Below are 14,260 nucleotides of genomic sequence, written 5' to 3'. Positions count from 1 at the left end.
TGGCTATTTTAAAGGATTTCTTACATTTTTTTATAAGAATATTCACAAATATACATGTTAAGTTAACTTATTTTTATATTCTATAAAATTTATGCATAAAAATATTTTTAAAATTTTTTAAAAAAATTTTGAGATTGTAGAAAAAAGTGGCTTTTTTGAGGTGAAAAGTTTGTTGAAACAAAAAAATCCCTTAGACTAGGACGATTGATCTAGCCTAAGGGAAGAATAGTTGGGTATTAGATACCGAAATTTTTCATAAAAAATGTAAAGAGTGCAAGTAAGATGAAGCTGATACTATTAAGTAGCATATGGACTGAGATAGACATTTCCAAACGTCTGGTACGATAAGCAGTCCAAGTGAGGACGGCTGACATCCAGCCATAAATCAAGAAGGAAGGGAGATTAGAAGGTCTGTGCGCAAGGAGGAAGATCAACCAACCAATAACATAGCCAAACTTTTCGTAGCCTTGGAAGAGTTTGGTAGGAATAATCCCGCGACAGATGATTTCTTCACAAATAGGTGCGATTAAAACGATGAGGAAGAAACTGCTAATCAGAGAGCTTTCAGAAATAAGGTTGTTGATTACTTGCTGATTAGAAGTTGTTGTTTGTTTTATGAGTTGTAACCAGATGCCACCTACAAGATTTCCAACAAAGATTGTCAAATAACTCAAAACAATACGAGGAAGATCATTAATCGTTAAGAGTTTAGGCTTAAATACTAGTAACTTGCTCTTATGGGCTCCGTATAAAAAGATAGCAAGCACAAGAATCGAAATAAGAGCTACGATAAGTGATGACCATATAGGATCAATCTGACTTATTGCTAACAGAGCTAGAGTTTGCATCGGGATTTGAGAGAGAACGATGGCTACTAACAAAATCCCAAACCACGCGAGTCGTTTACGAAAATCTTTAAAAAAGTTCATTGATATGTCTCCTAAAATTTTTATCTAATTATAACACAATTGCTGAGAGGATTCTATTTGTTACCATAAGAGGAAAGTACAGACGACAAATAGAATATCCCGAATCAAATGACCGTAGAATGATACCTCCTGTCTCAAATTTTTTGGGAATAAAAAACTGAGAAATAGAGCACCAAGGCCAATATAAAAAGCAATCGATAAAATGGTGATTGGATTACGTAGGAAGATTAAAATAGAAATGATGATGAAGGAAAATCTCACTTCCTTGCTACTGGAATTTTTTTGTAACCTTCTCCATTTTTTCAAGGGGAGAAAGGTAACGAGATCAACTCCAAAGAGAAAAAAGAAGGAGGGAAGGATGAGTTCTACAGCTTCTTTTTGAAGTAAGTTAACAGTGACGATACTCTCTGACAGAACAAGTCCAACACCACAGAGGTTGACCACAATCATCATACTATACAATAAAAAGATAAAGCGACTCCTATCAATCAGTCTATCTCTTTTCAGGTTGTGACTAGATAAATAATGCATAAAGGCACAGGACCCAGATAAGCCCAATAAAGCCAGTAGAAAATAAAAACAGGATTGTTTAAGGGCCAGAGAGGTTCCAGACCAAAAGATACAACTACAAAGTGCCAGTTGGATTAAGGCAAAGAACAAGAGTAGTCGAATTGATTTTATGACTTTTTCCATAAAGTATCCCCTATATTTTTTTCTTATTATAGCTAAAAGATAGGAGAGAAAAGTCCTTAAATTCCCAATTGTCGATTTTTAGGGCTGTCTTGTCTTTTGAAACTAAAAAATCCCCCTTCAAGGGTTCCTTGAAGAGGGGAGATAGGTGTTCTAACGTTTAGACCAAGTGCGCTTCATAAAGAGCAGTATGATTGGATAAATTTCAAGACGTCCTGCAATCATTGCAAATGATAGCAGAAGTTTTGAAAATGGACTAAAAATTGAGAAACTTGCAGTTGTTCCTAAAATAGGACCGATATTGTTAAAACAACTGAAAACAGCACTCGTAACAACCATTAAATTATTGGTATCTAAACTGACGATGAAAATCAAACTGAGTAGAATCATGATATAAACCACAAAGTACTTCAGAATCTTGTGCTGGGTATCCTTATCAATAACCGTTTGATTAACCTGAAGGGTTAACACACGGTGAGGTGATATGGTAGACAAGACTTGATTTTTAGCAATCTTAGAAAGGATGACTCCGCGAATAACCTTGAGACCACCTGCAGTGGAGCCAGCAGAACCACCGATTGCCATCAGCATTAGCAAGATGTATTGAGAGAACAAAGGCCAGTTCGTGATATCTCCATATCCAAAACCGGTAGTGGTAATGATGTTAGATACTTGGAAGAAGGCCATCTCAAAGCTTTGTGAAACTCCGCTGTAGAGGTGGAGTGTGTTAAGCGTGATTAAGCCAGTTGATATGGCTACAATCAAGAGATAGGCTCGGAGTTCTTCATCAAAAAAGAATTCCTTGATACGACGGAGCATGAGGTAGTAGTAGAGGTTGAAATTGACACCAAACATCAAAACCCCGATACTTGTCAGATAGGTAATGAGAGAACTGTGATAGTGGGCAATTCCATCATTATAAACAGTAAAGCCACCTGTACCAGCAGTACCCATAGCGATGACAAAACTATCGTAGAGTGGCATCCCAGCAAGGTAATAAATAACCACAAAGAGGGCAAACATAGCCAGGTAGAGGATATAAAGGATTTGAGCTGTATTTTTTAGCTTAGATACCACCTTACCAAATACTGGTCCAGGAACCTCTGCCTTCATAACCTCTAAGTGACTATTTTTAGCATTGTCCATAATAGCTAGAGCAAAAACCAGCACCCCCATCCCTCCGATAAGGTGAGTAAAACTCCTCCAAAATAGAAGAGAACGGCTTAAGACAGAAACATCATTTAAAATGGTTGCTCCCGTTGTTGTGAAGCCAGAACTAATCTCAAAGAAGGCGTCTATCATATTGGGAATTTGTCCTGAAAAGACAAAGGGAAGGGCACCAAAGAATGACCAGAGAATCCAACAGAGAGCAACAATTAAGACCCCTTCTTTTGCATAGATTCGCTGTTTTTTAGGCTTACTGATAATTCCCAGAAGACCTAGAACAACAAGGATTCCGATGGTAGAGAAAAGAGCTGTAAAAACTTGACTCGATTCTCGATAATAAAGAGCAATGCTAACTGGAACTAAGAGTAGACCAGCCTCGATCAAGAGTAGCTTTGCAAGAAGAAATCGTACCATACTTCTATTCATAGCTTACCTCTCTAACAGATCATAGATCTTGGTGATATTTGATAGTAGTGTGATGACAACTAACTTATCACCGACTTGAAGGCTATCTTCACCAGTTGGGAAGATTGTTTTTCCATTGCGAATAATAGCAGCAATTAAAATATCTTTTTTGAGTTTCAGTTGAGACAAAGGTTTACCAGTCATCTTGTTAGCTTCCTTAATAAGGAATTGAAGAGTCTCAACCTGTCCATTTGCTAGGTGGTGCATCGCTTGAAGGTCTGAATACTGGGCATTGGCACGACCATGGATAAAGTGCATAATCGTATCAACAGCGATGGTTTTTGGTGTGATGATACTAGAAAACTCAGGTGCATGGATAATCTCTAGGAGACTGGTTCGATTGACCTTAGTGATGTTTTTCTGAACACCCACACTATCCAAGAACATAGATGTAATAATGTTTTCTTCGTCAACTCCAGTAAGGGTTGCGACTGCATCGTAGTGTTGGGCACTTTCTTCTAGGAGAATATCTTTTGCAGTCCCATCCCCTTGTACAATGTAGAGTTTTGGATATTTTTGACTGAAAAATGCTGCGCGATCTGGATTGAGTTCAATGACCTTGGTATCAATACGGCTATCTTTCAAAATACCAACAAGGTAGTAGGCGATTTTTCCGGCTCCGATAATGAGTAAACTCTTAACGACACGAGATTTGACATAGTTATGAAAAAGCATCATATCGACACGATGACCTGTTACAAAGATACGGTCTTTATCTTCTAAAATAAGGTCGCCACTAGGGATCATCAGTTTATGATTGCGCTCAATAGCACAGACAATCACATTACCAAACTTTTTCCGGAAGTCTGCGATAGACATCTGACAGATATTGCTATCCTTACGGACAACAAATTCCATCAAACTAACCAAGCCACCTACAAAACGCTCAACAGAAAGAGCATTTGGGAAGTCGATGATGTTAGCAATAGCACGAGCCGCTAGGAGTTCTGGATTGACAATGAGAGAAAATCCGAGAATATTTTTTTCTTTAAAGTAAGGGTTGGAATACTCAGGATTGCGGACACGGACGATGGTTTCTTTAGCCCCCATCTTTTTAGCTAAGACAGCAGAGACCATATTGACCTCGTCATATTGAGTCATAGCAATGAAAATATCGCAGTCTTGAACATTGGCAGCTTCTAGCATGGCAAAGTCAGCCCCATTACCTGCAATTCCAATAATATCAAAACGGCTTGTCATGTAATTAAGAACTGTTTCGTTCTGTTCAATTAAGACAACATCATGATTGTCAGCGACAAGTGAACGACAAAGGGCAGAACCAACTTTCCCCCCTCCGACAAGAATAATCTTCATGTTATATAACCTACTTTTTCAATATGTATCTATCATACTCTTTTTTAGAATAAAATGCACTCGGCAACCGACTCTTTTCATTATTAGGGTGGAAAATTGTCTCATTGATAATCTTACTTATTAAAAATTTAAGATATAAATCAGCTATTTTCGTGTAACTCTAATGAATACAGAAGTATTTTTAACTAATGTAAATATGTTTGTAAAAAAATTGAAAAAATCAAGTCATTTCTATTGACAATCAAGCTGAAAGTGATATACTAAAACAGTAGTTTCGCTGATTTACTTCAAACCTGTTGTGAGGTAAGTTAACGATGCCTTAACCACGCTGTTTGCTGAGCTAGACTCCGGGCAGTGTGGCTATTTTTTTGCACCAGTGAGAGGAAACAAGGCATGGCAAATCACATTGTATTATTTGAACCCCAAATTCCACAAAATACGGGTAATATTGCTCGTACCTGCGCAGCAACGAATGCGCCCCTTCATATTATTAAACCGATGGGCTTTCCTATCGATGACCGTAAGATGAAGCGAGCAGGTCTAGATTATTGGGACAAGCTTGAGATTCATTTTTATGATAGTTTGGCTGATTTTATGGAAAAAATGGATGGTCAGCTCTACTTGATTTCCAAGTTTGCAGAAAAAGTCTATTCAGATGCAGATTTTACGACAGAAGGAGATCATTATTTTCTTTTTGGGAGAGAAGATAAGGGCTTGCCTGAGGAATTTATGCGTGAGCATCCAGAAAAAGCTCTCCGCATTCCCATGAATGATGAGCATGTTCGTAGTCTCAATGTTTCAAATACAGTTTGTATGATTGTCTATGAAGCACTTCGTCAACAAAACTTTGCGGGTCTCGAACTGGTTCACACTTACGAAACAGATAAGTTGAAATAAACACTTAGATAAAATGCTTGCGCTTGCAAGCTTTTTTTGTTATCATAAAGGGGTCTTCAGGGCAGGGTGAAATTCCCGACCGGCGGTAAATTTGACTAGCTATTTTAGCTTTCTCGTCGTTGTCTTGTCTCGATATACTTTAAGTATTATCTTCGACTACGACGCCTAGATAAATCTAAAATATCTTAGCCAAATAAGTCCGCGAGCGCAAGCTGATGTGGTGAGATTCCACAACCGACAGTATAGTCTGGATGGGAGAAGACGAAAGAATGGCTTTGTCTATTCTAATTGATTTTTTATAGGTAAATTGCAACCGCTTGCTAAAAAGAGTGAGGGGGAACTTTTGGAATATAAAAATAAAGGATAGATAGAGGAATCCTTTCCAACTTCTTCTGATTTTATAGAAAATTGGAGGAACCTGTTATGACAAACACACGTCGACTTTCGACCATTGCAATTTTATCAGCACTTTCATTTGTGTTGATGTACTTTGACTTTCCGCTTTTGCCAGCGGCATCATTCTTGAGAATTGAGTTCAGTATTTTACCGGTCCTTGTGGGCTTGGTAATCTTGGATTTACCAGCAGCTTTTGGAGTGCTTTTCCTTCGGTCCTTGTTGAAAATCCTTCTGAACAATCAAGGGGTTAGTACCTATATTGGTTTACCGATGAATATTGTTGCCTTGGGAGTCTTTGTACTTGCTTTTGGTTTGATTTGGAAAAAAGAGCGAACAACCATGCGTTTCGTCCTAGCTTCACTAGCTGGTACGCTTGGTTTGACTCTAGCTATGCTAGTTCTAAACTATGTTTATGCTGTTCCTTTGTACGCTAAGTTTGCTAATTTGGATATTGAGAAAATCTTAGGATTGAGCAACTACCTGATGACTATGGTTTTGCCTTTTAATCTGATTGAAGGTATTATCTTTGCCATCTCTTTCTGGTTGTTGTTTGTCCTTTTGAAACCAACTTTAAAATACTATGAAAGATAAACAAACATTTATGATGAAGGGCTCTTTTGCCCTTTTACTTTTTATGATTATTGGCTATATTGTCAAGTTTTATCCAGAAATGCTGGTCAGTTTTGATCAGCCGATTCAGACTGCCATTAGAGGTGATTTACCTGAGACCTTAACGCTTCTTTTTCGGGCAATTACGCACTTAATTGATATCCCAGTCGTTGTTAGCTGGTCCCTTCTTTTGGCTATCATCCTTTATTTTAAAAAGTGGAAGTGTGAAAGTCTTTTAGTAACTGCAAATCTTAGTTTAGCTGGAATTTTAATTGTGTCTTTAAAACACCTCTATCAACGTCCCCGACCAGATATTTTACATTTAGTGGAGGAAAAGGGCTTTTCTTTCCCAAGTGGGCATTCACTTGCAGTAACTTTGTTAGTCGGTTCTTTAATGATAATCTTAGGACAAAGAGTGAAAAATAGGACCTTAAAATACACTTTACAAATCTTGCTAGGAATATACCTCCTTAGTGTTCTTGTTTCTAGAGTCTATCTGGGAGTTCACTACCCATCAGATGTGATTGCCAGCCTTTGTGTAGGCCTAGGAGTTTTGTTTATGGAGTTCCCTTTCTACGATAAACTGCGTTTTCAATGGCGGTTCAAAGGAAAGCAGAAGTAGGAATTGCCCCTTCTTGAGGAGATAAAAATGGAAGTCAACATAAAAGATCTTCATCCGACTCAACTATATTTATCAGAAAAGAAGTTACAAGATATCCAGATGCTTTATCAGTCGGTAGAATTAATCAATGTTGATCCAATCAGCGTTCTTGCATTTGGAGATTATTTGTTGATTACAGATGGGCATCACAGGGCTTATCAGGCTTTATTGATAGGCCAGAATACGATTTCTGCTGAGTGGGATAGAGATGGAGGTGATGAACTCTATCATCTCTATGCGCAGGCTTGTGAGAAAAGAAAGATATACTCTGTTCTGGATTTAAAAGATCATATCTTATCTCAAGATGAGTATGAAGCAAAATGGTATAACTGGTGTGATGGTTTTAATCAAGCAGCGGAGCTAGTATTAGGATTAGAAAATGATGACAAAAATCATTCAGATAGATGATTCCTTGCGTCTAGTTCCCTATTTTTTAGCGGATCATCATGATGCAGCTTTGACCTGGTATCAAGATGTGGATTTGGTGGAACTTGTAGACGGTATTAGAATACCTTATGGTCCGGAAAAATTAAATGCCATGTATTCCTATTTAGAAAGACACGGGGATTTGTTCTGGATTGAGTTTCGAGAAAAGGGAGAGTGGCTTCCAATTGGGGATGTTACCTTATCTCAGGAGAATCTTCCTATTGTGATTGGCAATCCAACTTATCAACATCAGGGACTTGGACGTAAGGTTTTGAAGGCTTTGATTAATCTAGCTCGTCAAAAGGGTTGGAAACAATTGAAAGTTCAAGAAATCTATACTTTCAATCGTATCTCTAGAAGATGTTTTGAGTCTCTTGGATTTGTGGAAAGTGGTACTACTGAAAATGGAGTGAGTTTTGTACTGACTTTGAGCGAATGAATTCCCTCCATCGTGATAGAAGATTCTAAAGATTGATTTCACCAAAAAATTGTAACAGAAAGAAATATCAAAAATAAAAATTTCTCTTGCATTTTTTAAAAAATAGTGTATAATAGGTGGGTATGTGTAAAGCATACTTGTGGGAGGTAAAAATCTCTAAATTACCGCCAAAACCACAAAGGAGGATTTAAAAATGGCTAAAAAAGTCGAAAAACTTGTAAAATTGCAAATCCCTGCTGGTAAAGCTACACCAGCTCCACCGGTTGGACCTGCTCTTGGTCAAGCTGGTATCAACATCATGGGATTCACAAAAGAGTTCAACGCTCGTACTGCTGACCAAGCTGGTATGATCATTCCAGTTGTTATCTCAGTATACGAAGACAAATCATTTACTTTCGTTACAAAAACACCACCAGCTGCTGTTCTTTTGAAAAAAGCTGCAGGTGTTGAAAAAGGATCAGGTACACCTAACAAAACTAAAGTTGCTACAGTTACTCGTGCGCAAGTACAAGAAATTGCAGAAACTAAGATGCCAGATTTGAACGCTGCAAACATTGAGTCTGCAATGCGTATGATCGAAGGTACTGCTCGTTCTATGGGATTCACTGTTGTTGACTAATCAATAACATCCCTATATAACCCGCAAGACTTCATCATTTCGAGAAGTGACGTGGGAGATGAAAATCGATTGAACCACTTACAAGGAGAATAGAAAATGGCTAAAAAAAGCAAACAACTTCGTGCTGCTCTTGAGAAGATCGACAGCACAAAAGCATACAGCGTGGAAGAAGCTGTAGCTCTTGCAAAAGAAACTAACTTCGCAAAATTTGATGCAACTGTAGAAGTTGCTTATAACTTGAACATCGACGTTAAAAAAGCTGACCAACAAATCCGTGGAGCAATGGTATTGCCAAACGGTACTGGTAAAACAGCTCGCGTTCTTGTATTTGCACGTGGTGCAAAAGCTGAAGAAGCTAAAGCTGCTGGTGCAGACTTCGTTGGTGAAGACGACCTTGTTGCTAAAATCAACGACGGTTGGTTGGACTTCGACGTAGTTATCGCTACACCTGATATGATGGCTCTTGTTGGACGTCTTGGACGTGTCCTTGGACCACGTAACTTGATGCCAAACCCTAAAACTGGTACTGTAACAATGGATGTTGCTAAAGCAGTTGAAGAGTCTAAAGGTGGTAAAATCACTTACCGTGCAGACCGTGCAGGTATCGTACAAGCTATCATCGGTAAAGTTTCATTTGAAGCTGACAAGTTGGTTGAAAACTTCAAAGCATTCAACGAAACAATCCAAAAAGCTAAACCAGCTACTGCTAAAGGAACTTACGTAACAAGCTTGACAATCACAACTACTCAAGGTGTTGGTATCAAGGTTGACGTTAACTCACTTTAATTAGTAATAATTTAACATGAAAGGTTGAAGACAAGTTTGTCTCAACCTTTTTTCTATTAAAAAAATAAAAATACGTATAAACTTCCTAATCTATTTGATATTGTAAAGTATCTAGATAGAAAATTCAGAAAATTTGCTCTTTTCCCTTGAAAATTTTTGAAAAAATGGTATCATAGTAACAAGCTATTTTTAAGAGAAGAGAAAGGGGAACGATGGAGAAAATCATTTTAGACTCACCTAAGTCGGGATCGGATCTTGTTTTGGAAACACTTCGTGACTTAGGAATCGATACGATTTTTGGTTATCCTGGTGGAGCGGTACTTCCTTTATATGATGCTATTTATAATTTTAAGGGAATCCGCCATATTCTAGGTCGCCATGAGCAGGGCTGTCTTCACGAAGCTGAAGGTTATGCTAAGTCAACAGGAAAACTGGGTGTAGCAGTCGTCACAAGCGGACCAGGAGCTACAAATGCCATTACAGGGATCGCAGATGCTATGAGCGATAGTGTTCCCCTTTTAGTCTTTACTGGCCAAGTAGCACGTGCTGGAATTGGGAAAGATGCTTTTCAAGAAGCTGATATCGTTGGTATCACCATGCCAATCACTAAGTATAATTATCAGGTTCGAGAAACTGCGGATATTCCACGAATTATTACAGAGGCGGTACATATTGCGACCACAGGTCGTCCAGGGCCAGTCGTCATTGACCTTCCAAAAGATGTTTCTGCGCTTGAAACAGACTTTATTTACTCTCCAGAGATAGATTTACCAAGTTATCAGCCAACACTTGAGCCAAATGATATGCAAATCAAGAAAATCTTGAAGCAATTGTCTAAGGCTAAGAAGCCAGTCTTGCTAGCTGGGGGTGGTATTAGTTACGCTGAGGCTGCAGCAGAGTTAAATGAATTCGCAGAGCGTTATCAAATTCCTGTTGTGACAAGTCTTTTGGGACAGGGAACAATCGCAACTAGCCATCCACTATTTTTGGGAATGGGTGGAATGCACGGTTCCTTTGCAGCTAATATTGCCATGACTGAGGCTGATTTTATGATTTCTATTGGTTGTCGTTTTGATGACCGTTTGACTGGAAATCCAAAGACCTTTGCTAAAAATGCAAAAGTAGCGCATATTGATATCGATCCTGCAGAGATTGGTAAGATTATCGCAGTTGATATTCCGGTTGTTGGAGATGCGAAAAAAGCTTTGCAACAGTTACTAGCTGAGCCAATTGTTCGTAACAATACTGAAAAATGGATTGAAAAAGTTACCAAAGATAAGAACCGTGTTCGATCTTATGATAAGAAAGAACGTGTGGTTCAACCTCAAGCAGTTATTGAACGTATCGGTGAGTTGACTAAGGGTGATGCTATTGTTGTAACAGACGTTGGGCAACACCAAATGTGGACGGCTCAATACTATCCTTACCAAAACGAGCGTCAATTGGTTACGTCAGGTGGTTTAGGAACTATGGGATTCGGAGTCCCTGCAGCTATTGGTGCTAAGATTGCCAATCCAGATAAAGAAGTTGTTCTCTTTGTCGGAGATGGTGGTTTCCAGATGACCAATCAGGAATTAGCAATCTTAAATATTTATAAGATTCCAATCAAGGTCATCATGCTAAATAATCATTCACTTGGGATGGTCCGCCAGTGGCAAGAAGCCTTCTATGATGGTCGAACTTCAGAGTCGGTATTTGAAACCTTGCCAGACTTTCAATTGATGGCTCAAGCCTACGGGATTAAAAATTATAAGTTTGATAATCCTGAAACTCTTGAGAAGGATTTGGAAGTCATCATGGAAGATGTACCAATGTTTATTGAAGTAGACATTTCTCGTAAAGAACATGTTTTACCGATGGTACCAGCTGGTAAGAGTAATCATGAGATGTTGGGGGTGAAGTTTAATGCGTAGAATGTTAACAGCCAAACTTCAAAACCGTTCAGGTGTTCTCAATCGCTTCACAGGAGTCTTATCGAGACGTCAAGTCAATATCGAAAGCATTTCTGTTGGCGCAACGGAAAATCCTAATGTATCACGAATTACCATTATCATTGATGTTGCCTCACATGATGAAGTGGAGCAAATCATCAAACAACTTAATCGTCAGATTGATGTGATTCGCATTCGTGATATCACGGATCAACCCCACTTAGAACGAGAAGTGATTCTTATAAAGGTTTCAGCTCCTGCTGAAAAACGTGCAGAAATTTTGGCTATTATCCAACCTTTCCGTGCAACAGTAGTCGATGTAGCTCCAAGTTCCATTACCATTCAGATGACTGGGAATGCAGAAAAGAGTGAAGCCTTAATTCGAGTCATTCGACCATATGGTATTAAGAATATCGCTCGTACGGGTGCAACTGGATTTACCCGCGACTAAAAATCCAACCTCAATTTGTTAAACTAGCCTAATAGGCAATAAAAATAGAAAAGAGAGAAAAAACTATGGCAGTTCAAATGGAATACGAAAAAGATGTAAAAGTAGCAGCACTTGATGGTAAAAAAATCGCTGTTATCGGTTATGGTTCACAAGGTCATGCTCACGCTCAAAACTTGCGTGATTCAGGTCGTGATGTGATCATCGGTGTACGCCCAGGTAAATCTTTTGACAAAGCAAAAGAAGATGGTTTTGATACATACACAGTAGCAGAAGCAACTAAGTTGGCTGATGTTATCATGATCTTGGCTCCAGACGAAATCCAACAAGAATTGTACGAAGCAGAAATTGCACCAAACTTGGAAGCTGGAAATGCTGTTGGATTTGCACATGGTTTCAACATCCATTTCGAATTCATCAAAGTTCCTGCAGATGTTGATGTCTTCATGTGTGCTCCTAAAGGACCAGGACACTTGGTACGTCGTACTTACGAAGAAGGATTTGGTGTTCCAGCACTTTACGCTGTCTACCAAGATGCTACAGGAAATGCTAAAGACATCGCTATGGACTGGTGTAAAGGTGTTGGTGCAGCGCGTGTAGGTCTTCTTGAAACAACATACAAAGAAGAAACTGAAGAAGATTTGTTTGGTGAACAAGCAGTACTTTGTGGTGGTTTGACTGCCCTTATTGAAGCTGGTTTTGAAGTCTTGACAGAAGCTGGTTATGCTCCAGAATTGGCTTACTTTGAAGTTCTTCACGAAATGAAATTGATCGTTGACTTGATCTACGAAGGTGGATTCAAGAAAATGCGTCAATCAATTTCAAACACTGCTGAATATGGTGACTATGTTTCAGGTCCACGTGTAATCACTGAACAAGTCAAAGAAAATATGAAAGCAGTTCTTGCGGACATCCAAAATGGTAAATTTGCCAACGACTTTGTAAATGACTACAAAGCTGGACGTCCAAAATTGACTGCTTACCGTGAACAAGCAGCTAACCTTGAAATTGAAAAAGTTGGTGCAGAATTGCGTAAAGCAATGCCATTTGTCGGTAAAAACGACGATGATGCATTCAAGATCTACAACTAATTTTTAAGAATATAAACAGAAGGCGAGTTGGGGGGAACCTAACTCGTTTTTTATCTTGAAAACTCATCTAGGAGGAGATTATGCTAAGTGCAAAAGATGTGGTGAAAGCCCACAAGGTTTTGAGTGGTGTAGTAGCCAATACGCCACTTGACTACGATCATTATTTATCCGAAAAATACGGAGCGAAAATTTATCTTAAAAAGGAAAATGCTCAACGTGTCCGTTCTTTTAAAATTCGTGGGGCTTATTACGCTATTTCCCAATTGACAAAAGAGGAACGTGAACGTGGTGTAGTGTGTGCTTCAGCGGGCAATCACGCTCAAGGAGTTGCCTACACATGTAATGAGATGAAGATTCCTGCAACAATCTTTATGCCAATTACGACACCTCAACAGAAAATTGGTCAGGTTCGTTTCTTTGGAGGAGATTTTGTTACTATCAAATTAGTAGGGGATACTTTTGATGCTTCAGCCAAGGCTGCTCAAGACTTTACCGTAGCTGAAAATCGTACTTTTATTGATCCCTTTGATGATCCCTATGTTCAAGCTGGTCAGGGTACGGTAGCCTATGAAATTTTAGAAGAAGCTCGTAAAGAATCTATTGAATTTGATACTGTCTTGGTACCTGTTGGAGGCGGAGGTCTCATTTCAGGTGTTTCTACTTATATTAAAGAGACAAATCCTCAGATTGAGGTCATTGGAGTAGAGGCTGAAGGTGCTCGTTCGATGAAGGCTGCCTTTGAAGCTGGAGGACCGGTTAAACTTAAAGAAATTGATAAGTTTGCGGATGGAATTGCCGTGCAAAAGGTAGGACAGTTGACCTATGAAGCAACACGCAAACATGTAGAAACTCTTATCGGAGTAGATGAAGGCTTGATTTCTGAGACCTTAATTGATCTCTACTCTAAACAAGGTATCGTAGCAGAACCTGCGGGTGCTGCTAGTGTTGCAGCTCTAGAAGTATTATCCGATTATATTAAGGGCAAGACCATTTGTTGTATCATTTCTGGAGGGAATAATGACATCAACCGTATGCCAGAGATGGAAGAACGTGCCTTGATTTATGATGGTATCAAGCATTACTTTGTAGTGAATTTCCCACAACGTCCGGGAGCACTTCGAGAGTTTGTAAATGATATCTTAGGACCTCATGATGATATTACTCGTTTTGAATATATCAAACGAGCTAGCAAGGGAACTGGTCCAGTACTAATAGGGATTGCACTTGCTGATAAACATGATTATGCGGGATTGATTCACCGGATGGAAAAATTCGACCCGTCTTATATTAACTTGAATGGGAATGAGACCCTATATAATATGCTTGTTTAATATGCTATGAAATTTTTATCATATTATTTGCCTAACCTATTTACTAGTGCTATAATGTAAG

The 14,260-nt window shown here is 38.8% G+C and carries 15 protein-coding genes and 1 riboswitch; of the genes, 11 read left to right on the top strand and 4 right to left on the bottom strand.

Annotation, left to right across the window (positions count from 1 at the left end; genetic code table 11):
* Window positions 1–236: 236 nt before the first annotated feature.
* The 4 genes from O3658_RS01490 to trkA all read right to left on the bottom strand — a co-directional run bounded on the left by O3658_RS01490 (window position 237) and on the right by trkA (window position 4,565).
* Window positions 237–929 (bottom strand): CPBP family intramembrane glutamic endopeptidase, encoded by a 693-nt coding sequence (locus tag O3658_RS01490; protein ID WP_045763703.1) that lies wholly within the window; start codon window positions 927–929, stop codon window positions 237–239.
* Between the two features lie 60 nt (window positions 930–989).
* Window positions 990–1,622, bottom strand: coding sequence for a hypothetical protein (locus O3658_RS01485; RefSeq protein ID WP_371559027.1), 633 nt, complete (start codon window positions 1,620–1,622; stop codon window positions 990–992).
* A gap of 150 nt (window positions 1,623–1,772) precedes the next feature.
* The gene (locus tag O3658_RS01480) at window positions 1,773–3,212 is read right to left on the bottom strand and encodes a TrkH family potassium uptake protein (protein WP_045763704.1); all 1,440 of its coding nucleotides are present in this window, start codon (window positions 3,210–3,212) and stop codon (window positions 1,773–1,775) included.
* Between the two features lie 3 nt (window positions 3,213–3,215).
* Window positions 3,216–4,565 (bottom strand): Trk system potassium transporter TrkA, encoded by a 1,350-nt coding sequence (gene trkA, locus O3658_RS01475; protein ID WP_371559026.1) that lies wholly within the window; start codon window positions 4,563–4,565, stop codon window positions 3,216–3,218.
* A 393-nt stretch (window positions 4,566–4,958) separates the two neighbouring features.
* Between trkA and O3658_RS01470 the strand changes: the two genes are divergently transcribed.
* The 11 genes from O3658_RS01470 (at window position 4,959) to ilvA (ending at window position 14,199) form a co-directional block, all read left to right on the top strand.
* On the top strand, window positions 4,959–5,462 hold the full coding sequence (locus O3658_RS01470; protein WP_045763706.1) for a tRNA (cytidine(34)-2'-O)-methyltransferase: 504 nt from the start codon (window positions 4,959–4,961) through the stop codon (window positions 5,460–5,462).
* 48 nt (window positions 5,463–5,510) lie between these two features.
* Window positions 5,511–5,729: riboswitch (FMN riboswitch) on the top strand.
* 156 nt (window positions 5,730–5,885) lie between these two features.
* A complete protein-coding gene (locus tag O3658_RS01465; RefSeq protein ID WP_371559025.1) occupies window positions 5,886–6,449 on the top strand; it encodes an ECF transporter S component in 564 nt (187 codons plus the stop codon).
* Window positions 6,439–7,089 carry a phosphatase PAP2 family protein gene (locus O3658_RS01460; protein ID WP_371559024.1) on the top strand — a complete coding sequence of 217 codons (651 nt, stop codon included), beginning with the start codon at window positions 6,439–6,441 and terminating at the stop codon, window positions 7,087–7,089. The genes O3658_RS01465 and O3658_RS01460 overlap by 11 nt, the downstream gene beginning before the upstream one ends.
* A 27-nt stretch (window positions 7,090–7,116) precedes the next feature.
* Window positions 7,117–7,536, top strand: a complete 420-nt coding sequence (locus tag O3658_RS01455) for a chromosome partitioning protein ParB (protein WP_371559023.1) — start codon at window positions 7,117–7,119, stop codon at window positions 7,534–7,536.
* Window positions 7,511–7,993, top strand: a complete 483-nt coding sequence (locus O3658_RS01450; RefSeq protein WP_371559079.1) for a GNAT family N-acetyltransferase — start codon at window positions 7,511–7,513, stop codon at window positions 7,991–7,993. Before O3658_RS01455 ends, O3658_RS01450 begins: the two co-directional genes overlap by 26 nt.
* A 193-nt stretch (window positions 7,994–8,186) precedes the next feature.
* Window positions 8,187–8,612, top strand: a complete 426-nt coding sequence (gene rplK, locus O3658_RS01445) for a 50S ribosomal protein L11 (protein WP_001085808.1) — start codon at window positions 8,187–8,189, stop codon at window positions 8,610–8,612.
* Window positions 8,613–8,708: 96 nt separating this feature from the next.
* Complete coding sequence (gene rplA / locus O3658_RS01440) at window positions 8,709–9,398, top strand: 50S ribosomal protein L1 (protein WP_001085672.1); 690 nt, start codon at window positions 8,709–8,711, stop codon at window positions 9,396–9,398.
* Window positions 9,399–9,610: 212 nt separating this feature from the next.
* Entirely contained in the window at window positions 9,611–11,311 is a 1,701-nt protein-coding gene (locus O3658_RS01435; protein WP_248034654.1) for an acetolactate synthase large subunit, read from the top strand.
* The gene (ilvN, locus tag O3658_RS01430; RefSeq protein ID WP_001253809.1) at window positions 11,304–11,780 is read left to right on the top strand and encodes an acetolactate synthase small subunit; all 477 of its coding nucleotides are present in this window, start codon (window positions 11,304–11,306) and stop codon (window positions 11,778–11,780) included. Before O3658_RS01435 ends, ilvN begins: the two co-directional genes overlap by 8 nt.
* Window positions 11,781–11,845: 65 nt before the next feature.
* On the top strand, window positions 11,846–12,868 hold the full coding sequence (gene ilvC, locus O3658_RS01425) for a ketol-acid reductoisomerase (protein WP_045763621.1): 1,023 nt from the start codon (window positions 11,846–11,848) through the stop codon (window positions 12,866–12,868).
* An 80-nt stretch (window positions 12,869–12,948) separates the two neighbouring features.
* A complete protein-coding gene (ilvA, locus tag O3658_RS01420; protein ID WP_045763620.1) occupies window positions 12,949–14,199 on the top strand; it encodes a threonine ammonia-lyase IlvA in 1,251 nt (416 codons plus the stop codon).
* Window positions 14,200–14,260 lie beyond the last annotated feature (61 nt).

The sequence above is a fragment of the Streptococcus sp. 27098_8_69 genome (assembly GCF_041432445.1).
Classification (GTDB): domain Bacteria; phylum Bacillota; class Bacilli; order Lactobacillales; family Streptococcaceae; genus Streptococcus.
Note: the sequence above shows the minus strand (reverse complement) of the source record. Positions and strands in the feature narration are given on the sequence as shown.